Consider the following 24,540-nt stretch of genomic DNA (forward strand, 5'->3'; position numbering starts at 1 on the left):
CGGGGTTCCTTCGAAGGTCCGGGAACGACGAAAGGGCCGGACCCGAAGGTCCGACCCTTTGTCGGTGCTGAAGTCCGTGCCCTGGGGGCTGGCCTTCAGCGTCAGATCACTTGAGGACCTTGGTCACCGTTCCGGCGCCAACGGTGCGGCCACCCTCACGGATTGCGAAGCCGAGTCCCTCTTCCATGGCGATGGGCTGGATCAGCTCAACGGTCATCGACGTGGTGTCGCCGGGCATGACCATCTCGGTGCCCTCGGGCAGCGTGATGACGCCGGTGACGTCGGTGGTGCGGAAGTAGAACTGGGGACGGTAGTTCGCGTAGAACGGGTTGTGACGCCCACCCTCATCCTTGGACAGGATGTACGCGGTGCCCTCGAAGTTCGTGTGAGGGGTGACCGAGCCGGGCTTGACGACGACCTGGCCGCGCTCGACGTCCTCGCGCTTGGTGCCGCGGAGGAGCAGACCGCAGTTCTCGCCGGCCCACGCCTCGTCGAGCTGCTTGTGGAACATCTCGATACCGGTGACCGTGGTCTTCTGCGTCGGGCGGATGCCGACGATCTCGACCTCGGAGTTGATGGCGAGGGTTCCGCGCTCGGCACGGCCGGTGACGACGGTTCCACGACCGGTGATCGTGAAGACGTCCTCGATCGGCATGAGGAAGGGCTTGTCCTTGTCGCGGATGGGGTCGGGGACGTTCTCGTCCACGGCGTCCATCAGGTCGAGGACGCTCTGCGTCCAGGCAGCGTCGCCCTCGAGGGCCTTGAGGCCCGAGACGCGGACGACGGGGGCGTTGTCGCCGTCGAAGTCCTGGCTCGAGAGCAGCTCGCGGACCTCGAGCTCGACGAGCTCCAGGATCTCCTCGTCGTCGACCATGTCGGCCTTGTTCAGCGCGACGAGCAGGTACGGCACGCCGACCTGCTTGGCGAGCAGAACGTGCTCACGGGTCTGAGCCATCGGGCCGTCAGTGGCGGCGACGACCAGGATCGCGCCGTCCATCTGCGCGGCACCCGTGATCATGTTCTTGATGTAGTCAGCGTGACCAGGTGCATCGACGTGAGCGTAGTGACGCTTGGGCGTCTCGTACTCGACGTGCGAGATGTTGATCGTGATACCACGCTGGCGCTCTTCGGGAGCGGAGTCGATCGACGCGAAGTCGCGCTGCACGTTGGTCGCGGAGGGGTACTTGTCGGCAAGCACCTTCGAGATCGCCGCGGTGAGCGTCGTCTTTCCGTGGTCGACGTGACCGATCGTTCCGATGTTGACGTGCGGCTTGGTCCGCTCGAACTTGGCCTTGGCCACTGGTGTCCTCCTTAAGGACGTCTCGTGCAATCTCCCGGATAGCAGGCTGCAAACCGGAAAAGATTACAGGGGATTTGGGTAGTTATGTTACTTCAGTAGTGAGCGACGCGCCCGAGAGCGCTATTCGCCCTTGTTCTTCTGGACGATCTCGTCGGAGACGGCCTTGGGAACCTCGGCGTAGCTCGCGAAGGTCATCGAGTAGACCGCGCGGCCCGAAGTGCGGCTGCGCAGGTCTCCGACGTAGCCGAACATCTCGGACAGCGGGACGTTGGCCCGCACGACCTTGACGCCGGTCGCGTCCTCCATCGACTGGATCTGACCGCGACGGGAGTTGATGTCGCCGATGACGTCGCCCATGTACTCCTCGGGCGTGCGCACCTCGACGGCCATGATCGGCTCGAGCAGCACGGGCTGCGCGCGACGAGCGGCTTCCTTGTACGCAATCGATCCGGCGATCTTGAACGCCATTTCGGACGAGTCGACATCGTGCGCGGCACCGTCGAGGAGGGACGCCTTGACGCCCACCGTCGGGTAGCCGGCGAGGACACCGACCTGCATGGCGTCGCGGATTCCCGCGTCGACCGAGGGGATGTATTCGCGCGGCACGCGTCCACCGGAGACGGCGTTGACGAACTCGTAGCTCGTCTCGGCGGTCACCTCCATGGGCTCGATTGAGATCTGGACCTTGGCGAACTGACCCGAACCACCGGTCTGCTTCTTGTGCGTGTAGTCGTACTTCTCGACGGTCTTCTTGATCGTCTCGCGGTACGCGACCTGCGGCTTGCCGACGTTGGCCTCGACGTTGAACTCGCGCTTCATGCGGTCGACCAGGATGTCGAGGTGGAGCTCGCCCATTCCCTTGATGACCGTCTGACCGGTCTCCTGGTTCTGCTCCGTGCGGAAGGTCGGGTCCTCTTCGGCCAGCTTCTGGATCGCGGTGCCCAGCTTCTCCTGGTCGGCCTTGGTCTTCGGCTCGATGGCGACCTCGATGACGGGCTCGGGGAACGTCATCGACTCGAGGACGATCTGGTTCGCCGGGTCGCTCAGGGTGTCACCGGTGGTGGTGTCCTTGAGGCCGATGACCGCGTAGATGTGGCCGGCGGTGACCGAGTCGACGGGGTTCTCCTTGTTGGAGTGCATCTGGAAGATCTTTCCGATGCGCTCCTTGCGGCCCTTGGTCGAGTTGATGACCTGTCCGCCGGACTCGAGCTGGCCCGAGTAGACGCGGATGTAGGTGAGGCGACCGAAGAAGGGGTGAACGGCGACCTTGAACGCGAGGGCCGCGAACGGGTCCTTCGGGTCGGGGTGACGCTCGATGACGATCTCTTCGTCGCGGATGTCGTGGCCCTCGGTGGCGGGCACGTCGAGCGGCGACGGGAGGTAGTCGACGACCGCGTCGAGCATGGGCTGCACGCCGCGGTTCTTGAACGCGGAGCCGCAGAGCACGGGGTAGATCTCGCTGTTGACCGTGAGCTTGCGGATCGCGGCCTTGATCTCGGCCACGGTCAGATCCTCGCCGCCGAAGTACTTCTCGAGCAGCGCGTCATCGGTCTCGGCGACGGTCTCGAGGAGGACCTGACGGTATTCCTCGGCCTTCTCCTTGAGGTCGTCCGGGATCTCTTCGATCTCGTACTTGGCGCCCATCTGGACGTCACCCTTGGCGTCGCCGCGCCAGGTCAGCGCGCGCATCTCGACCAGGTCGACGACGCCCTCGAAGGACGACTCGGCACCGATGGGGAGCTGGATGACCAGGGGCTTGGCGCCCAGGCGGTTGATGATCGTGTCGACCGTGAAGTAGAAGTCGGCGCCCAGCTTGTCCATCTTGTTGACGAAGCAGATGCGGGGCACGTTGTACTTGTCGGCCTGACGCCACACCGTCTCGGACTGGGGCTCGACGCCCTCCTTGCCGTCGAAGACGGCGACCGCGCCGTCGAGGACGCGCAGCGAGCGCTCTACCTCGACCGTGAAGTCGACGTGACCGGGCGTGTCGATGATGTTGATCTGGTTCTTGTTCCAGAAGCACGTCGTCGCGGCGGACGTGATCGTGATGCCGCGTTCCTGCTCCTGCGCCATCCAGTCCATCGTGGCAGCACCGTCGTGGACTTCACCGATCTTGTGGGTGATGCCCGTGTAGAAGAGGATGCGCTCGGTGGTGGTGGTCTTGCCGGCATCGATGTGCGCCATGATGCCGATGTTGCGGACCTTGTTCAGGTCGGTGAGCACGTCCTGTGCCACGGGGTCCTCCGGTGAGTCTTGGTGTCGGTCAGTTCACAGACTGACCACTGGGTGAAACTACGAACGGGGCCCGGGACATTCCGTCTCGCGGGCCCCGTTCGCGGTAGGCATACGCCCGCGGTCTACCAGCGGTAGTGCGCGAAGGCCTTGTTCGACTCGGCCATCTTGTGGGTGTCCTCGCGGCGCTTGACCGCGGCTCCCAGGCCGTTCGAGGCGTCGAGGATCTCGTTGGTGAGACGCTCGGTCATGGTCTTCTCACGACGCGACTTCGCGTAGTTGGTCAGCCAGCGCAGCGCCAGGGTGTTGGCGCGGTGCGGCTTGACGTCGACCGGGACCTGGTAGGTCGAGCCACCGACGCGGCGCGACTTGACCTCGATGGAGGGGCGAACGTTGTCGAGCGCCTTCTTCAGCGTCGTGACGGCGTCCTGGCCGTTCTTGGACGCGACACCCTCGAGTGCGTCGTAGACGATGCGCTCGGCGAGGCCCTTCTTGCCGTCGAGCAGGATCTTGTTGACCAGCTGCGAGACGATCGGGGCGCCGTAGACGGGGTCTGCGACGACGGGGCGCTTCGGGGCGGGACCCTTGCGGGGCATTACTTCTTCTCCATCTTCGCGCCGTAACGGCTGCGAGCCTGCTTGCGGTTCTTCACGGCCTGCGTGTCGAGCGCGCCGCGGACGATCTTGTAGCGAACACCGGGGAGGTCCTTAACACGACCGCCACGGACGAGCACCATGGAGTGCTCCTGAAGGTTGTGGCCCTCGCCGGGGATGTAGGCGGTGACCTCGATGCCGTTCGACAGCTTCACACGGGCGACCTTGCGCAGCGCCGAGTTCGGCTTCTTCGGGGTCGTCGTGTAGACGCGCGTGCAGACGCCGCGCTGCTGCGGGTTCGCCTTGAGAGCCGGCGCCTTGGTCTTGCTGACCTTGGGCGTGCGGCCCTTGCGGACCAGCTGCTGAATGGTGGGCACTACTTCTCCTCAGTATCTGTGTTGCTCTGTGGGCGGCCTCGAGCGCTTCGCGAAGCATCTTGGACGAGACCGTCTGGCCCCCTGGCAACACAGGATGAAACTCGTATCGCTGGGTGGGATGGCGTGGGGTGCAGGTCCGAGAAACCCGGAAGTCTGCGCCTGTTTCCGCCGAAATCGAAAGTGTGCACACGGCACACACCCAAAAAAGGATAGCCCGCGAAGGTGCCCTCGTCAAACGAGTGGGCGCGTCGCGGATGGCCTTTTCACGGCTGGTCCCTATCCTCCCACGGCCAGCGGGGTCTGCCGTCCTTTTCCGCCCGTGACGAGACGGCGAGCGCGATCGGACCGCTGACTCCGGCGAGCACGGCAGCGGCGATGACGAACGGGCTGAGACCGAAGTTGATGGGGAAGAAGAGAAGCTGTGCCGGGTTGGCGGTGACGGCGACGAAGGTGACGGCGCCCACGATGAGGAAGGTGATGTAGACGCCCGCCGCGAGCCCGACGAAGCTCACTCCGGGCGGCTGGCGCGTGCCGATGACTCGGACGAGCAGGAGGAAGAGGACGACTGCTGCGGCGACTACCATGACGGGCCCGAGCAGCGGCCCGGCCTCCGCCTGCGGTACCACGTCGAGGTCGAGCGCGAGGCTCAGGATCCCGAACGCCGCGACGACCGTCGCGATCCACGCGACGACCGTGAACGCGGCGACCAGTCGCGGGTCAGGCGCCGGTGCTGCCGGCCCGGGCGCGCTCATACTCCGCCTTCCGCTCCGCGTCCGCCCTGTCGTACGCGGCGCGCGTCTCGAGGTTGCGAGCCTTGACCCGTCGGCCGCGGGCGGCGATCGCGGCGCCGGTCCAGATAGAGACCTCGCGGGCGACGATGCCGGCCGCTATCGCGAGCGGGCTGATCGAGTTGCGCGACAGGAACGAACCCACTTCGGACGGGGTGATCTGCTGGGCCACCGTGAGCAGTGCGCCGAGCAGGTAGCCGCCGTAGACGATGACCGCCACGACCAGTCCGCCGATGATGTACCAGGGCCAGCCGCCCCGGTTGAGGACGAGCACCAGCAGGATCATCGCGACGAGGAAGGCGGCGATCGGAGCCCAGTACGCGGCGCTCTTCACGAAGTCGAGGAAGTAAGTGGCGAACTGGTCGCCAGGAGTGACGACGGCGATGATCAGCGCGGCGACGCCCGCCCAGACGGCGGCGAAGACGATCGTCGCGGCGAGGGAGATGAGGCTGCCGACCCCGCGATTGCCCTTCTTCTTCGGCGGCTGCGGGGTTTCGATGTAAACGGTCCTCGGCTCCCCCGCGGTGTTCACGGTTGCAGGGGCGGTGCTCGCCGGCGCACTGTCCACCGGCCGAGTGCTGTCCGTCGTACCCGCGGCCGCCGCATTCCGCTCGCTGGACCGCACGGGCTGGACGACAGCGGGGGCCTCGGTCGTCGACGGGTTGTCGACGGTAGAGGCGGAGCGGGAACCCCTCTCGACTCCGAAGGGCGACGTGTCGGAGTAGTTCGGGGCGGCCGCCGGCGGCGTCGGAGCGACGGGGTGCTCGGTGACGACCGGCTCGGGCACGGTCTCGGCTGCCGACCGCGGGGCGGGGAGGTCTGCGGGAGCGTCCGCACGGTGGGCGGGGGCGTCGGTATCGACTGACGCCGCGCGCGTCGCCGCGTTCTGCTCGTCGGTCCCGGATCCGGCTTCCGGACGCGTCGGCGCGACGGCCTGGTCGCGCTCGAAGGGCCGGGCTTCGGGATCACCCGGCGCCGCGCTCACCGTCTCGGGGGCGGGCTCGCCGACACCCTGGTACGTCTCGCGACGGCTGCCGGGACGATCGGTCGGAGAGTTGTCGGTCATCTTCGCCACCTCGGTGTCACGGGCGCGACGGACGCCCTTTCGGGTCAGTCTAGGGGTGCCTGGTTCAGCCGTCTCGGAGCCCTCTCCCAGCCTCCCGCCTCCCCGCACTCTCGCGCAGCAGGTGGAAACACGCTCAGCAGGCGAAATCGGACGAATTCGACCTGCTGGAGACACTTCCATCTGCTGAGCGAGAGGGCGAAGCCGAGTTCGCCTGCTGAGGACGGGGCGTCGCCCGTGCAGGCTCGCGGTCAGGAAAGGGGCAGGACGTAGATGGCCGCAGTCAAGTCGAGGCGGAACGATCTGGTGCTCGTGTCCTGCGAGAAGACCATGCCCGAGATGCTCGCGAACCGGCTCGAGTCCTGCATCGCCGCTACGAACGCCTGGAGGGCGTCGAGGCTGCCGCTGGCCGACAGCTGGACCGGGATGGCGATCATGCCCGGCACATCGACGGTCACGGGAAGGGGGGCCGTGCTCGCCTCTGCAGCGTCAGTCGCCGCCGCTCCATCGGTCGCCGCCTCACCTTCGGCCGGCGCCTCCGTCTCGACGGGCGCGGGTGCCGCTGCCGCCGCCTGCGCGGCGGCATCCGACAGGAGGAGTGCGTCGTTGACGGTGAGCGAGCTCACGAGCACGCCGGTCGTGTCGGCCAGGTTCGAGAGCTCGCCCACGAAGTCGGACAGTCCGCTCGTCTGCGGGATCGCGGCGCTGAGCGCCGAGAGGTCCTTCTGCAGCTCCGGCAGGTTCTCCGAGGCCTCGGCGAGGGTGTCGATCCGCGCCTGCTGAGAGGCGTTCGCCTGCTCGACCGAGGACAGCTCCATATCGCTGGCCGCTGCAGCACTGATCAGCGGGCTGACGCCGAGGAACCAGCCGCCGGCGAGCACGCCGATGATGGCGAGGGCCCCGCCCATCATCCAGAGTCGTGTCGAGTTCACTGAGCATCCTCCGTCGTGGTGAAGCGTCCCGAGTAGATCTCCCCGTTGACGCCGAGGCTGACCACTGACTCGTAGACACCCTCCGGGCTCAGCGTCACGGACCCGAGCAGGGCGTCCGCGTAGCCGGGGAGGCCTGCCAGGTTGTCCATCCACGCGCGAACCGACGCGAGATCTCCGCTGGTCACAGTGAGCGACAGCGATGCGGCCCGAGGCAGGCTCAGCGCGGTGGCCCCCGTCGCCACAGCAGTCGTCGGCGATGTCGCCTCGACCGAGATATTCGTGATCTGCACTCCAGCGGGAAGCGCCGCCCGCACCGATGCGAGGTAGTCGGCCCACACGACGTCGGTGGCACCGACGGCCTGCTGAGCAGCGGTCAGGGTTGAGATCGAGGAGAGCGTCGTGCTCACGTCGGAGTACTTCAGCTGCTGGGCGAGGAGCGTGTCGGTGTTCGCGCGCTCCATCGCGAGAGCGACCGAGCGGCTCATGGCGAAGACTCCGGCGGCCGCGGATCCGGCGACGGCGACCACGACTGCGAAGGCGAGGCCGACCATCATCCCGCGCATCGCTCGACGTCCCTTGGCGGCGTCGAGCACCGACGGGGGCAGCAGGTTGGCGCGAGGCACCCCGCCGAGGCCGGGTGTCGCGGTAGCGATCGCAGCGCCGGAGGTCCGCGCGGTATCGACCGCGTCCGCCCCTTCGGAAGTCTTCTTCTTGCCGAACGTGATGGGCTTGGTAAGGCTGAGCGATGACATCAGAGAACCCCTCCGCTCGCGAGTCCGACCGCGACGGTCATCGATCCCCAGCCTTCGTCGGGAACGCGCTCCTGCATCGACTTCGAGAGCGTGATGCCGTCGAGCGGGCTTCCTTCCGACACCGGGATGCGGGAGAGTTCGGCGAGTGCGTCGGAGAAGCCGGGCATGCGGCCCGCGCCGCCGGTCAGCAGGATGCGGTCGACGGCGAGCCCGCCGTTGGCGGTGTAGTAGGCGAGTGTGTTGCGGAGCCCTGACAGCATCTCGCTGGTGACGGAGAAGACGATCTCGAGGACCGCTTCGTACGCGGTGGTCGAGAGACCTTCGGGCGCTTTCGGCGACGCGACGAGGCCGACCATGCGCTTGAGACGTTCGGCCTCATCCATCGGCAGGTCGAGTCGGTCGGCGAGCGCACGGGTGACGTCGCTGCCGCCGGCGGGGATGATGCGCACGAAGCTGGGCACGCCGTCGCGGGCGATCACGACGATGGTCGTGGTCTCGCCGATGTCGATGAGCGCGACGGTCCCCCGCGCGCTCTCCCCCGTGAGCAGCACGCGGCTGAGGGCGAACGGCACCAGGTCGACGCCGATCGGGTTGAGTCCTGCGAGGCGGGCCGCAGCGACTTTCTGCTCGATGGGCTCCTTGACGGCGGCGATGAGCAGACCGTGGATGACGGGGCCGGCTTCGCCCTCCTCCTCGGAGACGGGATAGAAGTCGAGCAGCGCCTCGGACACGGGGACGGGAAGGAGGTCCTGCACCTGGAAGGGGAGCGACTCGCGGATGCGCGGCAGCGGCATCTTGGGCATGGCGAGCTCGCGGGCGAGCACCTTGTGGTTGCCGACGCCGAAGACCACATCCTTGGTCTTGAAGCCGGAGCTCGACCACAGTCGACGGAGCGCGTCGGCGACGGTGTTGACCTCCTGGATGTCGCCGTCGCGAACGGCGCCCTCGGGAAGGGGGACCTCTTCGTAGCGGATGACGGAGGCTCCGGGCTTGCCCGGGTCCTGGACCTCGGCGGCGCGAATGCTCGCCCCTCCGATGTCGATTCCGACGACTCTGTGTGCCATGTGTCAGTTCCTAAAGGCCGAGGAGTGAGAGGTAGGAGGACGCGAGCGGTTCGCCCGCGAAGATGCCGATCCAGGCGCCGAGCAGCATCCACGGGCCGAACGGCACGCTGGAGCCACGACGCGCACGCCGGGTGAGAAGGAGGACGACCCCGAAGAGCCCGCCGAGCAGGAACGCCGCGATCGCGCCGACGGCGAGCTGCGGCCAGCCGAGCCACGCCAGGTAGAGCCCGAGGACGGCGGCGAGCTTGACGTCGCCCATCCCCATGCCGCCCGGTACGGCGAGAGCCAGTGCGAGGTAGACGCCTCCGAGCACGAGGGTTCCGATACCGGCGCGCAGGAGCGCTTCGCCGTCGCCCGTGATCACGCTGGAGGTCGTCAGCAGGACGGCTCCGACGATGAAGAGGGGGAGCACGATGGCGTTCGGCAGGCGACGGACATCGAGGTCGATGAGGGCGAGCGCGACCGAGCTTCCGGCGAGGTAGAGGAGTGCGACGAGCGCGAGCAGCCCCGCGACGATGCCGGCCAAGCCGTCGCTGGCGATGAGCGCGGGCACGAAGCGGAGTGCGACGAGCGCGAAGAACAGGGCGGTGCCGAGTTCGACGAGCGGGTAGCGGGCCGAGATCGCGGTCCTGCAGTTTCGGCAACGACCGCGCAGCAGGAGCCACGACACGACGGGAATGTTGTCGCGCTTGTGGATGAACTCGCCGCATCCCGGGCAGGCCGACGGCGGGTTGACCACCGAGAGCCCGCGCGGCACGCGGTAGATGACGACGTTGAGGAACGACCCGATGAGGCCGCCGAAGATGCCGATGACTGCTGCGATCATCAGCTGCCACCCGCCACGTCGACTCGCGAAAGAATCTGCGCGGCGTGGGTAGTGGTCGTCGGTGCCGCCGACCCTGATGTCGCGCCAGGGACCTCGACTTTGTCCATCGTGATAGCGCTGTTATTGGGGTAGGTCACGTTCCCCGCGTAGATCTGCCCACGGAAGCCGTTCAGGCGGTTATCGATCTTGACCGTGCACGGCGAGTAGAGGAACCACTTGGTGCCGGAGACGGTCGTCTGGTTCGTCAGCGCGATGGTGCCGCCGGCCGCGGTGCAGGTCGGCGCAGTCTGCACCGGGCTCGTCCCGGCTACCGGGGCCCAGCTGATTCCCGGGCCATCTGAAGGGACGATCCAGAGCAGGTCGTGCACTTCGGTCGACGACGAGGCGACGGAGAACGAGTTCGACGCTTCGAATCCGCTGGTGCTCATGATGGCTAGATCGCCCTTGACCCTCAACGTCTCGTTGTTCCAGCGGATCGGGGTGCTGCACCCTTGAACGATGACGAGCGTCTTTCCGCTCCACGCTCCATTCAGGAACGTTTTGGCGTCGGCGCAGGAGCTGCTCCCGGTGAAAGTCTTGGTCGTCCATCCTGTCCATTTGGTGAGCGCGGTCGTCGACGATTCGATTCTCGGGAGCTCTTCGCGAACCGGCTTGTTTACGGCTGACAGTGTCGGCGAGGAACCGGGGTATCCGAGGTTCGGCGGGAGTGCCACGGCAGGGTTCGGCGCTGGAATGCTGGGCGCCGGAGAACAGGCTGCGAAACCTCCGCCCGCCGCGCGCTGGCACGAACCGCCGACGTTCCCGATCCGTGCCGCCGGGACACTGATGGAACCGTTCGCGCGGACGGATCCGACGATGTTCGTCCCGCTGAGGTTGCTGCCCGTGAGGTTGCCGGCTTCGAGGACCACATCGTTACCCACGATCTTCGCGCTGTTCGCGTTGCTCATGGTCAGGTTCGTCTTCGCGTAGGCGCTACCACCGATCGATGCGCCATTGTTCGAGGAGATGCTGCCACCGAGCGCGACCACGGAGCCGCAGATGCTCCACTGCGATGTCGTGCCAGGGCAGGCCTTCGCTCCACCATGGTTGTCGAGGGCGATGCTTCCGTTGGTGACGATCGTTCCGTCGACGTGGGACGTGTTCGCGAGCGTCATGGTCGAGTTCCCCGCCGCGAAGATGCTGCCCTTCACGTTGACCGACGAGCTGAATGTGGCGTTTCCGCCCACCCAGATGGTTCCGAGACCCTCACAGGTGTTCTCGAACGAGAGATTGCCCTGAGCGACGATATTGCCCTGGATCTCCAGCTGGGTTTTGCAGTAGATGGTGCCATTGCTGTAGAGGTCGCCGTCGTTCTCCCCGGTAGCGGACTCCTCGATGGTCACGTTGTTGCTGAGGGTGAAGGATCCCTCGCTGAAGACGGCCTTGTCCAACGCGGTGCCGACGGTGTCGGACTGAATGGCGAGTTCGGCGATCACGGCACGATCATCGCCAGCGGTGGCTCCGACGCCTGGGGCGCTGGCCCTGCCGATTGATGTCACCGTAGCGGCGACGGGGACCCCGGACACGACGTTGGTGCACGGCATGACATTGCCCGCCGCGTTCCGGTAGACAGCTTCAGCTGTGAAGATCGGTTCCGTCGTCGAAACGACGGAGCACACATAGTTACCCCCGGCGATGGACGCGTACATCGTGTCGATTCCTGCATCGGCCGAGGCAAGGGACTGCGTGTTCGCGCGGTTCGCCGTCGAGGTCGCGGATCCGGCGACGGTTGCGGTCAGCAGGCCTACCGAGACGACGGCGATGACGAGCATCAGCCCCATGACGGCGGCCATGGCGCTACCGGTCTCGTCGTGGTCCGACCGCGGTGGTCGTCTCGTCAATAGCATGTGGCCGGTCCTGTCGTCGTGTCAGTTTGCGCACTACTCGTTGTGGTCGTGGCGATCCGCAGCTTCGTTCCACCCGTCCCCGCGATCTGGAAATCGATGGAGAGGCGCGACGACGCGCCGACGAACGGGGCGGCCACTCCGGTGGGGACCGAAACGCCGGTGGCTACCTTCGTCCAACCTGCGATGTCCGAGCCGGGTGCAGCAACGAGGCCTGTGCGGCTGGACCTGGTGAGGATGGCCCCTGCCGAGACCGAGTAGTACCAGGACTGGCATCGCCAGGCGATCGCACCGCCGGGCGACGCCGAGCCCACACGCGCTTGGACCAGTTGCCCGCCTGCGGTGAGGGCGCTCACCTTGAATCCTGAGGCATTGCGAACTCCTTCGACCAGCGACCGCGCAGCCACCTGTCCGGCACTGGCGGAGGTGTTCAGACTGGCGACCTTGCCCTGCCCCTGTACCGCACTGATCAGGATCGAGCTCACAACGGCGAGGACGACTCCGAGTAGGGCGATGTAGACGAGGAGCTCGATGAGGGTGAAGCCCTCATCGTCTGAGCCGCCCGCTGGGTCCGCGGGGCAGTTCTCGAGCCCGATCACGGTGCGCTCACGAAGATGCGCGTAGCGGCGCTCGCGAGCACGTGGGACGTGCCCGCGACGACGACCGAGGATGAGACCGACACGAAGCCGGGGAATGTCGACGGGCAGGAGCCGACGCTGCGCTGCGGTTGGAGCCGGACTCCCCGGCCCGCGTCCACGGGGTCGGGGACCGTGTCGACGTAGGTCTTGATCGCTGCGCAGCTGGGAGTCTGCGCCCTCGCCTCTGCGAGCTGTCGCTCGACCACCTGCGTCGCCGCGGCGAGAGTGGTGTTGCGCGAGGTGAGGGACAGGCTGTTCGCCAGCAGTGGAAGGAACGCCAGAGCAAGCAGCCCCAGCACGAACATCGAGACGACGATCTCGATCATGCCGATCCCGTCCTCGTCTCGGAGGTCCTGCGCCTGGGGGCTCATGCTGTTCCTTGGTGTGGGTGCTGCTGGTCGATTGGTGGTGCCGAAAGTGGGGCGCCGCTGACGCGACGCCCCACCGGGTACTGGTTGGCTACTTCACCTCGGTGACGCCGGAGCTCTCGGTGACAGTCCAGGACTTCCCGCCACCACCGGTACGCGTTCCGGTGATGGTGAACGTTCCGTCCGTGGCGACGACGATCGGGTCCGGGGTGATCGTGGTGTCCGCGCCCTTGGTGAAGCCATAGGCGGCGAGATCGGCGAGCGCGATCGACTTGTCAGCAGGGTTGTCAACGAGGGCGGAGACGACGGCGGTCTTGGCGTTTGCGAGGTCGGACTTGACTGCCGAGTCCTTGGCCTGGTCCTGCTGGGCGAGGAAGACCGGGATGGCGATGGCGGCCAGGATTCCGATGATGAGGACGACGACGAGGAGTTCGATCAGGGTGAAGCCCTTGTCGTTCTCGTCGGCCTCATTGCGCTTGGCGATGAGCGTGCGGTGCAGCGTGGCGATCATTGTTCTTCCTGTTCATTCATGGTGTCGATGTCGGGCGGCCCATGAGTGTGGCTGCCATCTGTTCTCAATGTTGCGCGGCCGAAACCCTGGGCACAGTCCGCGTAATGGGGGACATTGGCCATTTTGCTGTCCCCAGTTGTTGTGGCACTTATTGAGGGGGTGACCCCCACTCCGGGGTACAGAAATGGCCGGCGAAAGCTACTTGATGAGGGTGAAGATGTTGAAGATGGGGAGGTAGAGGGCGACGATCATTCCGCCGACCACGACGCCGATGACGGCGATCATGAGCGGCTCGATGAGAGACGTGAGCGCCTCGGTGGTCGACTGGACCTCGTCGTCGTAGAAGTCCGCGATCTTCGCGAGCATCTGCTCGAGGGATCCGGAGTCCTCACCCACGGCGATCATCTGCGTCACCATGGCCGGGAAAACCGGCTCGGTGCTCAGCGGTCCCGCGATCGACTTGCCGGCCCGCACGGACTCCTGCACCCGCTTGAGCGCCTGCTCGATGACCCAGCTGCCGGAGGTCTCCCCCACCACGCTGAGCGACTGCAGGATCGGCACACCGGCGGCGATCATCGTCGAGAAGTTGCGCGTGAACCGCGCGACGGCCACCTTCTTGAACAGCATCCCGAACACCGGGATCTTGAGCTTGAGCGGATCCACGAACCCGCGCACCCGGTCGGTGTACTTGTTCTTGCCCCACCAGACGGCGACAGCGATACCCACGACGATCAGCACTGGCGCCGCGAACTGCATGCCCTCCGACAGCCAGACCAGCATCTGGGTGGGAAGCGGAAGGGTGCCGCCGAGGTTCTCGAACATGGTCTTGAAGACCGGGACGATGAAGATCAGCATGCCGATCACGGCGATCACCGCCATACTCAGCACCACGACGGGATAGGTCAGCGCCGACTTGATCGTCGACTTCAGCTTGTGCTCGGCCTCGAAGTTGCCGGCCACCGACTCGAGGGCCCCCTCGAGGAATCCGCCCGTCTCACCGGCCCGCACGAGGTTGATCATCAGAGGCGGGAAGACCATCGCATGACGCGACATCGCGGTCGACAGCGAAGCGCCGTGCTCCACCTCGTTCCGCACATCGGCCAGCGTCTCGGCGAGCTTCTTGTTCTCGGTCTGCTCGGACAGGATCGTGAGCGTGCGCAGCAGGGACAGACCCGCTGAGACCATCGTCGCCATCTGCCGGCTCATGACCGCGAGGTCCTTGAGCCCGACCTTCTTCTCGAAACCGGGGATCGCGATGTCGCGATTCAGACCGGTGCCGGCAGCCGCCTCCTCGATGGCGATCGGCGACAGGCCCATCCCCCGCAGCCGTGTGACGACTGCGCCCTCATTGGGTGCGTCGAGCTTGCCCTTGACGACCTTGCCGCCGAGATCGCGACCCCGGTAGCTCCACGCCCTGACCGCCGTGCTCACGCGAGACTCCGGCGCCCGGTGCCGGCAGCCACGCCGCCGGCCGGATCAGTGGACGCGATGTCGAACGCGTTCCCCATGCCCCGGCTGGCCGGCGCACCGCGGTGGATGAGCTGCTTGAGACCCTCGAGATCCTGAGCCTTCTCGATGGCCGCCTCGTGGCTGATCGTGCCGCTGTCGACGAGCTCGGCGAGGTTCTGGTCCATCGTGTGCATGCCGAGAGCGCGGCCCGCCTGCATCGACGACGGGATCTGGTAGGTCTTGCCCTCGCGGATGAGGTTCGCGATGGCGGGCGTGACGAACATGATCTCGGTCGCGACGACACGACCCTGGCCGCTGGCCTTCTTGACGAGGGTCTGACAGACGACGCCCTGCAGGGTCGCGGCGAGCTGCGCCCGCACCTGGCCCTGCTGGTGCGGCGGGAAGACGTCGATCACACGGTCGATGGTCTGAGCCGCATTCTGCGTGTGCAGGGTCGCGAACACCAGGTGGCCGGTCTCGGCAGCGGTCAGGGCGACGGAGATGGTCTCGAGGTCGCGGAGTTCGCCGATGAGAATCACGTCGGGGTCCTGACGCAGCACGTGCTTCAGTGCGGCGGCAAAGCTGTGGGTGTCACTGCCGACCTCGCGCTGGTTGACGATGGCGCGCTTGTTGCCGTGCATGAACTCGATCGGGTCCTCGACGGTCACGATGTGATCGGGGCGCGACGTGTTGACCAGGTCGATCAGCGCCGCGAGGGTGGTCGACTTGCCCGAACCGGTGGGCCCGGTGACGAGCACGAGTCCGCGCGGCAGTCCGGCGAACCGTCCGACCGCGTCGGGGACCCCGAGGGCCTCGAGCCGCTTGATCTCGGTCGGGATGATGCGGAACGCACCGCCGATCGCGTCGCGCTGCTGATAGAAGTTGACGCGGAAGCGCGAGTCCTCGGAGATCGAGTACGCGAAGTCGAGTTCGAGCTCCCGCTCGAACCGCTCCCACTGCTCAGGGGTCAGAATGCTGCGCAGCGCACTCGACGTCTTCGCCTTCGACCAGATCGGCGAGTCCGGCGCCTTGCGCAGCTCGCCGTCGACGCGCAGCATCGGCGTCGCTCCCGCCGTGACGTGGAGGTCGGACGCGCCCAGGTCGACGACCGCCTGCAGAGCTGCGATCAGCTCCGGGTCTGCGCCTGGGGCACGCACCCGAGCCGGCTCCTCGTAGGAGACGGGTGCCGGTGCCGGCGCCTGACGGGCCCAGTCGGGCTGAGCCGTCGCAACTCCCGTAGTGGCACGAGGCGCGGCGGTACCGCCCCCGCTGAGATCCCACACGGGTCGACCCGTTGTATCGGGCCGTGCAAATTCTTCCATCAGACGCTTCCCCCCGGTTGCGTTTCCTACGGTGGAGCGATCGCTTATGCGACCACTCGCAAGATCTCTTCGACGCTGGTCAGCCCCATCTTGATCTTCGCCCAGCCGTCCTCGCGCAGGGTCGTCATGCCCTGCTCGATGGCGGTCTTCGCGATCGTCAGGCTCGAGGCGCGCTCGACCGCGAGTCGCTCGATCTCCTCGCTGACCGGCATGACCTCGTGCACGGCGATGCGCCCGCGGTAGCCGGTGCCGGAGCACGACGAACAGCCGACCGGACGGTAGATCTGCGGTACGGCCTGACCCTGGAAGAGTCCGAAGCGGAGCGGGACCAGCTTGTTGATGTCGTGGTCGTACGGCTCCTTGCACCGGTCGCACAGTTTGCGCGCGAGACGCTGGGCGACGATGCAGTCGAGAGCCGAGCCGACGAGGAAGGGCTCGATGCCCATCTCGGTCAGACGCGTGACGGCGCTCGGGGCGTCGTTCGTGTGGAGCGTGGAGAGCACGAGGTGGCCGGTCAGAGACGCCTCGATCGCGATCTGCGCGGTCTCGTGGTCGCGGATCTCACCGAGGAGGACCACATCGGGGTCGCTGCGGAGGATCGAGCGGAGCGCGCTCGCGAACGTGAGGCCGGCCTTCGGGTTGACCTGCACCTGGTTGATGCCCGGCATGAGGTACTCCACCGGGTCCTCGACCGTGATGACGTTGATCTCGGGACGGGCGACGGCACGGAGCGTCGTGTACAGGGTGGTCGACTTGCCCGAACCCGTGGGGCCGGTGACGAGGATCATGCCGTAGGGCTTCTTGTACGCCTTCTCGAAGTTCTCGAGGTTGCGGTCGAGGATGCGCAGCTCGCTGACCGCCATGGCCGTGTTCGCGTTGTCGAGGATTCGCATGACGACTTTCTCGCCCCACACGGTGGGGAGGGTCGCGACGCGGAGGTCGATCTGCTTACTGCCGTGAGCGACCGAGATGCGGCCGTCCTGCGGGCGGCGACGTTCGGCGATGTCGATGTCGGCCATGATCTTGAGGCGCGAGATGACGCCGTTCTGGATCGCCTTCGGCGCGCTCTGCATCTGGTGCAGCACGCCGTCGATGCGGTACCGCACCGCGACCTCGTTCTCGCCGGGCTCGATGTGGATGTCGGACGCCTGGTCCTGGATCGCCTGGCTGATGAGAAGGTTCACGAAGCGCACGATGGGCGCGTCGTCGTCGGTGTCCTCAACGAGGGTTCCGGTGTGCGCCGTCTCCTCGTTCGTGCCGTGCTCGCGCTCCAGCTCGCTCGTCAGGTCGCTCATCTCGCCGTCGGCCCGCAGGTGCAGGTCGATCGCGGCGAGGAGGTCGGCGCGGACGGCGACGCGGGGCTCGACCAGCAGGCCGGTCACGGCGCGGACGTCGTCGAGGGCGAACAGGTCGCCCGGGTCGACCATGGCGAGGACGAGCTTGTTGCCGTCGACGGCGATGGGGAGGATCTCGTACCGGCGGCACATGGCGGCGGGGACGAGCGAGATGGCTGCGGGGTCGACGGCGTAGTCGATGAGCTCCACCGTCGCGACGTTCGCCCGGACCGCACGAGCGGTCGCGACCTGCGACTCGGAGATCGTCCCGCCCTCGAGAAGGCTCTGGATCGTCGCGTCGTCGCCGCGTTCACCCGCGCTCTCGAGCGTCTCCGGCGGAACGAGTCCGCGGATGACGAGAATCTCGGTAAGCGTTGCCACACGTCCCCCTGACATGCGGAAGGTCAGATCGTTGTCACCGCGGCGCGGCGACTCCGACGAAGTCCCCCCGACTTCACGTCCAACGCTATCGATCAGAGCGGCGGAGGACGATCCCTCAACAGGGGGTCCGTCATTTGGGGGACTGGTGAGCAGGGACGACTGGGACACGGGTACTCCTCGGGCAAGGGCCTCCCGCGCGGGAGGTGGGGGGTGTCGGGGGTTTCAGGGGTGGGTGAACGGACCGCGGGGTGAGCGGTGGGAACGGACTGCGGGTCAGGCGGCGCCGCAGACCTCGGCGACGAGTTCGTCGGCGAGGCGGCGCACCTTGGGTTCGACGTGGGCGTCGATGGCGCGGAGGATGAGGGACTTGTGCACGCCGAGACGGGCGACCGCCGCCTCGAAGAGCGACCAGTAACTGCGGATGAGCGCGATCCGGGCATCCGCGGCCTCTTCGGGATTGACCCAGGTCGGAACGGGCTGCAGGAGGCCGTGGCCCCCGTGCTCCGCGCGTTCGAGGACGGTGTCGAGAGACTCGCCCTGACTGGTGAAGACGCGCACGACGCCGGCTTCGACACCGACGACCCATTCTCCGCGGGCTCGCAGAGCAGGGAACTGCGCGCTCACCTCGCGGTCGAACTGCTGGGCGAGGAGTGTCTCGACCGCGCCGAAGAGCCCGTGCAGCGGCCCGTGCGGGATCTCGTCGAGCCCGAGGGCGTCGACGAACCGCGGGCACTGCGCGCAGATGTTGCCGCGGCGACGAGTCGTGGCGGGCGTCCACTGCGGGAGCCAGGCCAGCCAGTGGTAGAAGGCGCTGTCGAGCTCGCGCTCGAGTCGGTACGGGCGCAGGATGCTCATGAGAGAGCTCCGACGGATGCCGTGGAGTTGAGGGGTTGCGCGTGCCGTCCTGGGCGGGAGGCGTGCGCGTTCAATGTGAACGTCACCTTGGGTCCGGGTGGTGTGAAGTCTGAGCGGGACGGTGGGTGGCCGTTTCCGCGAGTCGACCGGGTAATCGACGTGTTTCCACGTTAGGGACGCCGCGCGTCGCCCGATAGGTCCGCAAAAGGGGGTCATGCCACCGGCGGTCGGGTTAAAGGAAAGAGGCCCGCATTTCTGCGGGCCTCTTGTGAAGTTAGGGTGCGGCGCCCCCCAGCGCCGCACCATCGGAGCCCCCCGACTCCTTGTTGAAGACTTTACGTTCTCGCAGGACCCCCCAAAAGTCCCCAACCCGGGTGTCGGCACTTAGGGGGACATGGTTTGTCCCCATTATCCATTTCGCACCTGGTTGTCACCGAGAACAAAATTCCCGGGGGAATGAGAAAACGCCCTTCCTAATTCGGAAGGGCGTTTCTTTCACAAGTTCGATTCGGTCCGGACCCTGCGGCCCGGGAACGGGTCAGCGCCGGTTGGCGATGACCCTCCGCACCAGCTCGCCGACGCTCGCCGAGGGTCTCGGAACCACGGTGATCTCGACGGTGTAGGGACCGCGCTCGCGGCTCTGCTCCTGCACCGTGTCAGCGGTGATGCGGCGCGAGAGCAGTGCGTGCATCGCATCGGCGGCGTCGAGGGCGACGATGCTTCCGCGCACCGCGCTACCCCAGAAGTCGCTTCCGGTGAAGTCGAACGGCTGCGTGTCGACGCTCACCGATTCGGCCTGCGCCCCGCGAGAAGGCTCAGCGATCAAAGTCATCTTTCTTTCCCCCAGCGGACCGCTGATTCCCCCGAAGAGCGCGTCCGTGGACACAAGGTATTCCTGCGTGCGAAAAAGTGCGATACCCGCCTTGGGGTGCCACCCGTTGGCCCACGAGAACACCCCCATCGGTTCAGCCGTCACCCGAGAACGCTCGCTACGGTTTCGTGCACGAAGCCGATCGCCCGGCGCAGCCCGCCGGCCGGCATCGCCGGAGGAGACCAGCAATGTCGAGCATCGCAGTCACGCGCACACCCGCCGCCGACACCGTGCGACAGGTCGTCGTGGGGGTGAGCGCCGTCATCGCCGTCGTGGGTTCCTTCGTCGGATCCGGCGCGGCGGGCGGAACGCCGATCAACGAGGCCGCAGGAGGCGCACTCGCCGCGGACGCGACGCAGGTCGCCCCCGGATGGCCCGCGTTCTCCATCTGGAGCGTGATCTACCTCGGGCTCCTGGGGTACGCCGTCTGGCAGCTGCTCCCCGCGCAGAGGGCGGCCCGTCGGCATCGCCTGCTCGGCTACCCCGTCGCGGCCTCTCTCCTCCTCAATGCGGCGTGGATCCTCAGCATCCAGTTCGACCTGTTGGCGCTGAGCGTGCCGATCGTGGTCGCTCTCCTGGTCGTGCTGATCTGGGCCTTCTCCCGCACCCTCGCCGAGCAACCGACCAGCAGGGTCGATGCGGTCGTGACCGACGGCACCATCGGCCTCTACCTCGGCTGGGTGTGCGTCGCGACCGTCGCGAACGTGGCGGCGGTCCTCGTGGCCGCGGGGTTCGACGGACTCGGGATCAGCGCCGACTTCTGGGGCGGCCTGGTGGCCCTCATAGCGGGCCTGGTCGGTGTGCTGCTCGCGGTGAAGGACAGGGGCCGTCTGGCACCGACGCTGTCTCTCTGCTGGGGCCTCGCCTGGATCGCCGTCGCACGCTTCGCCGGGCCGCTCGTCTCGGAGCCGACCGCCTGGGCGTGCGTCGCCGCCGTCGCAGCCGTCGTCGCCACCACCCTCATGCTGCGGACCCGTGCCGGCTGGCGCTAGAACCCCCGGCGGGGCCCCTCCCGGAACGGGAAAGGCCCCGCACCGACCGGAGTCGATGCGGGGCCTTTCTCTGACCGCGCGGGAGGCCTGACCGGCCTCCCGGGGAGGTCAGCTGTAGGTGCCGCCCGGGGTGAAGTCCTCGCCGCCGGTGAAGGCGTCGAAGTCGACGAACGAGAGGTCGGCTTCACCGGAGAACGCCGTGTCGTCACCGAACAGACGGTTCGGGTAACGCTCGGCCTTCGCCTCTTCGGTCGGCTCCACCTTGATGTCGCGGTACCTGGCGAGGCCGGTACCGGCGGGGATGAGCTTTCCGATGATGACGTTCTCCTTGAGCCCCATCAGCGAGTCGGACTTGCCCTCCATGGCGGCCTGCGTGAGCACGCGGGTCGTCTCCTGGAAGGAAGCTGCCGACAGCCACGACTCAGTCGCGAGGGACGCCTTGGTGATACCCATGACCTCCTGGCGAGCGGACGCGGGGCGGCCACCCTCGGCGAGGATCGCACGGTTGACGTCGGTGTAACGCGACCGGTCGACGAGCTCACCGGGGAGCAGGTCGGTGTCGCCGTGCTCGACGACGGTGACCTTGCGCAGCATCTGCCGCACGATGACCTCGATGTGCTTGTCGTGGATCGGCACACCCTGTGAGCGGTACGTGTTCTGCACGCCGTCCACGAGGTGCTGCTGAACCGCACGGACGCCCTTGACTCGCAGGACCTCCTTCGGGTCGACCGACCCGACGTGCAGCTGCGTGCCGAGCTCGACGTGCTGGCCATCCTCCACGAGGAGAGTCGCACGCTTGAGCACGGGGTAGATGTGCGCCTCATCGCCGTTGTCGGGCGTGAGGATGATGCGGCGCTGACGGTCGGTGTCCTCGATCGTGATGCGGCCTGCGGCCTCGGCGATCGGCGACGCGCTCTTCGGGGTGCGTGCCTCGAACAGCTCCTGCACGCGGGGAAGACCCTGCGTGATGTCATCAGCGGACGCGACACCACCGGTGTGGAAGGTGCGCATCGTGAGCTGGGTTCCGGGCTCACCGATCGACTGGGCCGCGATGATGCCGACGGCCTCTCCGATGTCGACGAGCTTTCCGGTGGCCAGCGAGCGGCCGTAGCAGGCGGCGCAGACGCCGACCGCCGACTCGCAGGTCAGGACCGAGCGCACCTTGATGTGCTCGACACCGGCTGCGAACAGCTTCTCGATGAGGACGTCTCCGACATCCTCTCCGGCCTCTGCGATGACCTCACCGGCAGCATTCACCGCGGGTGCGGCGAGCGAACGGGCGTAGACCGAGTTCTCGACGTTGGGGTCGAGGATTCCGTCAGCCGCGATGGGCAGGTCGAGACCCTTGCTGGTGCCGCAGTCGTCCTCACGGATGATGACGTCCTGCGAGACATCGACGAGTCGACGCGTCAGGTAGCCGGAGTCGGCCGTGCGGAGAGCCGTGTCGGCCAGACCCTTGCGGGCACCGTGCGTCGAGATGAAGTACTCGGCGACGGTCAGACCCTCACGGTACGAGTGCACGATCGGACGCGGGATGATCTCACCACGGGGGTTCGACACCAGACCGCGCATACCGGCGATCTGACGGACCTGCATCCAGTTACCACGAGCACCGGACGACACCATGCGGAAGATGTTGTTGTCCGCAGGGAAGTTGTCCTGCATCGCCTGGGCGACCTCGGCGGTCGCCTTGTTCCAGATCTCGATGAGCTCCTGGCGACGCTCGGCCTCGGTGGTCAGACCCTTGTCGTACTGGCCCTGCACCTTCGCGGCCTGCTTCTCGTAGCCCTCGATGATCTTACCCTTGGTGGGGGGCGTGAGGATGTCCGAGAGGGCGACGGTCACACCGGAGCGCGTGGCCCAGTGGAAGCCGGCGTCCTTGATGCGGTCGAGCGTTGCAGCGACCTCGGTCTTCGGGTACCGCTCGGCGAGGTCGTTGACCAGCACCGAGAGACGGCCCTTGTCGGCGACTGCCTCCACGTAGGGGTAGTCGACGGGGAGCGCCTCGTTGAAGAGGGCGCGACCCAGGGTGGTCTCGATGAGGTACGGCTTGCCGGGGACGAAGTCCTCGGGGGTCTGGCCCTCGGCGAAGTACAGGCCTTCGAGGCGGATCTTGACCTTCGAGTTGAGGTGCAGCGAGCCCTGGTCCTTCGCGAGGATCGCCTCGGCGATCGACGCGAACGCACGGCCCTCGCCCTCTCCGCCTTCGCGGAGGGTGGTGAGGTGGTGCAGACCGATGATCATGTCCTGCGAGGGCAGGGCGACGGGGCGGCCGTCGGACGGCTTCAGGATGTTGTTCGAGGCGAGCATCAGGATGCGGGCCTCGGCCTGGGCCTCGACCGACAGCGGCAGGTGGACAGCCATCTGGTCACCGTCGAAGTCGGCGTTGAACGCCGCGCAGACGAGCGGGTGCAGCTGAATGGCCTTGCCTTCCACGAGCTTGGGCTCGAACGCCTGGATGCCCAGACGGTGCAGCGTGGGCGCACGGTTCAGCAGGACGGGACGCTCGCGGATGATCTCCTCGAGCACATCCCAGACCTGGGGACGGCTGCGCTCGACCATGCGCTTCGCGGCCTTGATGTTCTGAGCGTGGCTCAGGTCGATCAGGCGCTTGATCACGAACGGCTTGAACAGCTCCAGAGCCATCTGCTTGGGCAGACCGCACTGGTGCAGCTTGAGCTGCGGGCCGACCACGATGACCGAACGGCCGGAGTAGTCGACGCGCTTGCCGAGCAGGTTCTGACGGAAGCGACCCTGCTTTCCCTTGAGCATGTCGCTCAGGGACTTGAGGGCACGGTTGCCGGTACCGGTGACGGGACGACCGCGACGACCGTTGTCGAACAGGGCGTCGACGGCCTCCTGCAGCATGCGCTTCTCGTTGTTCACGATGATCTCGGGGGCACCGAGGTCGAGCAGGCGGCGGAGACGGTTGTTGCGGTTGATGACGCGACGGTAGAGGTCGTTCAGGTCGCTCGTTGCGAAGCGGCCACCGTCGAGCTGCACCATGGGGCGCAGCTCGGGCGGGATGACCGGGACGACGTCGAGGACCATCGCGGCCGGCGAGTTGCCGGTCGCGAGGAACGAGCTGACGACACGCAGGCGCTTGATGGCGCGGATCTTCTTCTGACCCTTGCCCTCGGAGATCTGGAGACGGAGGTCCTCGCCCTCCTTGGCCAGGTCGAAGGCCTCGAGGCGCTTCTTGATGGCCTCGGCGCCCATGTAGGCGTCGAAGTAAATGCCGAAGCGGTCCTGGAGCTCGTGGAAGACGGCGTCCTCGGGCTTGAGGTCACCGACCTTGAGGCTCTTGAACTCGTCCCAGACACGCTCGAGGTGGTTGATCTGCTCGTCGAACGACTTGCGGATCTGGCCCATCTCCTTCTCGGCGCCATCCTTGGTGCGACGCTTCTGGTCGCTCTTGGCGCCCTCCTCCTCAAGCGCGGCGAGGTCGCCCTCGAGCTTCTTGAGGCGGTCGTTGATGCGGTTGTCGCGCTGGTCGCTGAGCGTCTTGATCTCGAGGCGGAGCTCGTTCTCGAGGTCGGGCATGTCGGCGTGACGGCCCTCCTCGTCGACGTCGATGATCATGTACGCGGCGAAGTAGATGACCTTCTCGAGGTCCTTCGGCGCCATGTCGAGCAGGTAGCCGAGACGGCTCGGCACACCCTTGAAGTACCAGATGTGCGTGACCGGGGCGGCGAGCTCGATGTGGCCCATGCGCTCACGGCGCACCGACGACTTCGTGACCTCGACACCGCAGCGCTCGCAGACGATGCCCTTGAAGCGGACACGCTTGTACTTACCGCAGGCGCACTCCCAGTCACGGCTCGGCCCGAAGATCTGCTCTCCGAAGAGACCGTCCTTCTCGGGCTTGAGCGTGCGGTAGTTGATGGTTTCGGGCTTCTTGACCTCACCGAACGACCAGCGGCGGATGTCGTCGGCAGTCGCCAGACCGATGCGCAGCTCGTCAAAAGTGGTTACGTCGAGCAATTTCTCTTCTTTCCTACGTTACGTA

21 protein-coding genes are annotated in these 24,540 nt (G+C 66.7%); 1 reads left to right on the forward strand and 20 read right to left on the reverse strand.

Features of this window, described 5'->3' with window-relative positions; all coding sequences use genetic code 11:
• Positions 1-106: 106 nt before the first annotated feature.
• From tuf to DDQ50_RS01065, 19 genes are all read right to left on the reverse strand, one after another.
• A complete protein-coding gene (gene tuf, locus DDQ50_RS00980) occupies positions 107-1,300 on the reverse strand; it encodes an elongation factor Tu (RefSeq protein ID WP_116754875.1) in 1,194 nt (397 codons plus the stop codon).
• Positions 1,301-1,420: 120 nt separating this feature from the next.
• On the reverse strand, positions 1,421-3,535 hold the full coding sequence (fusA, locus tag DDQ50_RS00985; RefSeq protein WP_116754876.1) for an elongation factor G: 2,115 nt from the start codon (positions 3,533-3,535) through the stop codon (positions 1,421-1,423).
• A 122-nt stretch (positions 3,536-3,657) separates the two neighbouring features.
• A complete protein-coding gene (gene rpsG / locus DDQ50_RS00990) occupies positions 3,658-4,128 on the reverse strand; it encodes a 30S ribosomal protein S7 (RefSeq protein WP_116754877.1) in 471 nt (156 codons plus the stop codon).
• Complete coding sequence (gene rpsL, locus DDQ50_RS00995) at positions 4,128-4,502, reverse strand: 30S ribosomal protein S12 (protein ID WP_116754878.1); 375 nt, start codon at positions 4,500-4,502, stop codon at positions 4,128-4,130. Before rpsL ends, rpsG begins: the two co-directional genes overlap by 1 nt.
• A gap of 263 nt (positions 4,503-4,765) precedes the next feature.
• Positions 4,766-5,254 (reverse strand): DUF6121 family protein, encoded by a 489-nt coding sequence (locus DDQ50_RS01000; protein ID WP_116754879.1) that lies wholly within the window; start codon positions 5,252-5,254, stop codon positions 4,766-4,768.
• Positions 5,220-6,356, reverse strand: coding sequence for a hypothetical protein (locus DDQ50_RS01005; RefSeq protein ID WP_116754880.1), 1,137 nt, complete (start codon positions 6,354-6,356; stop codon positions 5,220-5,222). The genes DDQ50_RS01000 and DDQ50_RS01005 overlap by 35 nt, the downstream gene beginning before the upstream one ends.
• Positions 6,357-6,604: 248 nt before the next feature.
• Complete coding sequence (locus DDQ50_RS01010; RefSeq protein ID WP_116754881.1) at positions 6,605-7,285, reverse strand: hypothetical protein; 681 nt, start codon at positions 7,283-7,285, stop codon at positions 6,605-6,607.
• The gene (locus DDQ50_RS01015; protein ID WP_116754882.1) at positions 7,282-8,037 is read right to left on the reverse strand and encodes a hypothetical protein; all 756 of its coding nucleotides are present in this window, start codon (positions 8,035-8,037) and stop codon (positions 7,282-7,284) included. Before DDQ50_RS01015 ends, DDQ50_RS01010 begins: the two co-directional genes overlap by 4 nt.
• Positions 8,037-9,101, reverse strand: a complete 1,065-nt coding sequence (gene pilM, locus DDQ50_RS01020; protein WP_116754883.1) for a type IV pilus assembly protein PilM — start codon at positions 9,099-9,101, stop codon at positions 8,037-8,039. Before pilM ends, DDQ50_RS01015 begins: the two co-directional genes overlap by 1 nt.
• A gap of 10 nt (positions 9,102-9,111) precedes the next feature.
• The gene (locus tag DDQ50_RS01025; RefSeq protein WP_116754884.1) at positions 9,112-9,927 is read right to left on the reverse strand and encodes a prepilin peptidase; all 816 of its coding nucleotides are present in this window, start codon (positions 9,925-9,927) and stop codon (positions 9,112-9,114) included.
• Positions 9,927-11,759 carry an autotransporter outer membrane beta-barrel domain-containing protein gene (locus tag DDQ50_RS01030; RefSeq protein WP_116754885.1) on the reverse strand — a complete coding sequence of 611 codons (1,833 nt, stop codon included), beginning with the start codon at positions 11,757-11,759 and terminating at the stop codon, positions 9,927-9,929. The genes DDQ50_RS01025 and DDQ50_RS01030 overlap by 1 nt, the downstream gene beginning before the upstream one ends.
• Before the next feature lie 44 nt (positions 11,760-11,803).
• The gene (locus DDQ50_RS01035) at positions 11,804-12,409 is read right to left on the reverse strand and encodes a type II secretion system protein (protein WP_165829643.1); all 606 of its coding nucleotides are present in this window, start codon (positions 12,407-12,409) and stop codon (positions 11,804-11,806) included.
• On the reverse strand, positions 12,406-12,819 hold the full coding sequence (locus DDQ50_RS17130) for a hypothetical protein (protein WP_165829644.1): 414 nt from the start codon (positions 12,817-12,819) through the stop codon (positions 12,406-12,408). The genes DDQ50_RS01035 and DDQ50_RS17130 overlap by 4 nt, the downstream gene beginning before the upstream one ends.
• Positions 12,820-12,907: 88 nt before the next feature.
• Positions 12,908-13,327 (reverse strand): type II secretion system protein, encoded by a 420-nt coding sequence (locus DDQ50_RS17585; protein WP_116754887.1) that lies wholly within the window; start codon positions 13,325-13,327, stop codon positions 12,908-12,910.
• Between the two features lie 198 nt (positions 13,328-13,525).
• Positions 13,526-14,758 carry a type II secretion system F family protein gene (locus DDQ50_RS01045; RefSeq protein ID WP_116754888.1) on the reverse strand — a complete coding sequence of 411 codons (1,233 nt, stop codon included), beginning with the start codon at positions 14,756-14,758 and terminating at the stop codon, positions 13,526-13,528.
• A complete protein-coding gene (locus DDQ50_RS01050; protein ID WP_276308366.1) occupies positions 14,755-16,059 on the reverse strand; it encodes a type IV pilus twitching motility protein PilT in 1,305 nt (434 codons plus the stop codon). The genes DDQ50_RS01045 and DDQ50_RS01050 overlap by 4 nt, the downstream gene beginning before the upstream one ends.
• Positions 16,060-16,142: 83 nt before the next feature.
• Positions 16,143-17,813 carry a GspE/PulE family protein gene (locus DDQ50_RS01055; protein ID WP_116754889.1) on the reverse strand — a complete coding sequence of 557 codons (1,671 nt, stop codon included), beginning with the start codon at positions 17,811-17,813 and terminating at the stop codon, positions 16,143-16,145.
• A gap of 273 nt (positions 17,814-18,086) precedes the next feature.
• Positions 18,087-18,668 (reverse strand): hypothetical protein, encoded by a 582-nt coding sequence (locus tag DDQ50_RS01060; protein WP_116754890.1) that lies wholly within the window; start codon positions 18,666-18,668, stop codon positions 18,087-18,089.
• Between the two features lie 538 nt (positions 18,669-19,206).
• Entirely contained in the window at positions 19,207-19,500 is a 294-nt protein-coding gene (locus DDQ50_RS01065) for a hypothetical protein (protein WP_133245876.1), read from the reverse strand.
• Positions 19,501-19,727: 227 nt separating this feature from the next.
• On the opposite strand from DDQ50_RS01065, the gene DDQ50_RS01070 reads away from it, so the two are divergent.
• Positions 19,728-20,531, forward strand: a complete 804-nt coding sequence (locus DDQ50_RS01070; RefSeq protein ID WP_116754892.1) for a tryptophan-rich sensory protein — start codon at positions 19,728-19,730, stop codon at positions 20,529-20,531.
• Positions 20,532-20,639: 108 nt separating this feature from the next.
• Here the strand turns inward: DDQ50_RS01070 and DDQ50_RS01075 are convergent, their stop codons facing one another.
• Positions 20,640-24,515: a DNA-directed RNA polymerase subunit beta' gene (locus DDQ50_RS01075; RefSeq protein ID WP_116754893.1), complete on the reverse strand. Its 3,876-nt coding sequence runs from the start codon at positions 24,513-24,515 to the stop codon at positions 20,640-20,642.
• Between the last annotated feature and the right edge of the window lie 25 nt (positions 24,516-24,540).

Origin of the sequence: Amnibacterium flavum, from assembly GCF_003097495.1 — a bacterium.
In the GTDB taxonomy this organism is placed as follows: Bacteria; Actinomycetota; Actinomycetes; order Actinomycetales; family Microbacteriaceae; genus Naasia; species Naasia flava.

Excerpts from the sequence above, each read along its gene's own strand:
- rpsG (WP_116754877.1), bottom strand. The coding sequence starts at position 4,128 with ATGCCCCGCAAGGGTCCCGCCCCGAAGCGCCCCGTCGTCGCAGACCCC.
- DDQ50_RS01000 (WP_116754879.1), bottom strand. The coding sequence starts at position 5,254 with ATGAGCGCGCCCGGGCCGGCAGCACCGGCGCCTGACCCGCGACTGGTC.
- DDQ50_RS01005 (WP_116754880.1), bottom strand. The coding sequence starts at position 6,356 with ATGACCGACAACTCTCCGACCGATCGTCCCGGCAGCCGTCGCGAGACG.
- DDQ50_RS01015 (WP_116754882.1), bottom strand. The coding sequence starts at position 8,037 with ATGTCATCGCTCAGCCTTACCAAGCCCATCACGTTCGGCAAGAAGAAG.
- pilM (WP_116754883.1), bottom strand. The coding sequence starts at position 9,101 with ATGGCACACAGAGTCGTCGGAATCGACATCGGAGGGGCGAGCATTCGC.
- DDQ50_RS01025 (WP_116754884.1), bottom strand. The coding sequence starts at position 9,927 with ATGATCGCAGCAGTCATCGGCATCTTCGGCGGCCTCATCGGGTCGTTC.
- DDQ50_RS01030 (WP_116754885.1), bottom strand. The coding sequence starts at position 11,759 with ATGGCCGCCGTCATGGGGCTGATGCTCGTCATCGCCGTCGTCTCGGTA.
- DDQ50_RS17130 (WP_165829644.1), bottom strand. The coding sequence starts at position 12,819 with ATGAGCCCCCAGGCGCAGGACCTCCGAGACGAGGACGGGATCGGCATG.
- DDQ50_RS17585 (WP_116754887.1), bottom strand. The coding sequence starts at position 13,327 with ATGATCGCCACGCTGCACCGCACGCTCATCGCCAAGCGCAATGAGGCC.
- DDQ50_RS01060 (WP_116754890.1), bottom strand. The coding sequence starts at position 18,668 with ATGAGCATCCTGCGCCCGTACCGACTCGAGCGCGAGCTCGACAGCGCC.
- DDQ50_RS01065 (WP_133245876.1), bottom strand. The coding sequence starts at position 19,500 with ATGACTTTGATCGCTGAGCCTTCTCGCGGGGCGCAGGCCGAATCGGTG.
- DDQ50_RS01070 (WP_116754892.1), top strand. The coding sequence starts at position 19,728 with ATGTCGAGCATCGCAGTCACGCGCACACCCGCCGCCGACACCGTGCGA.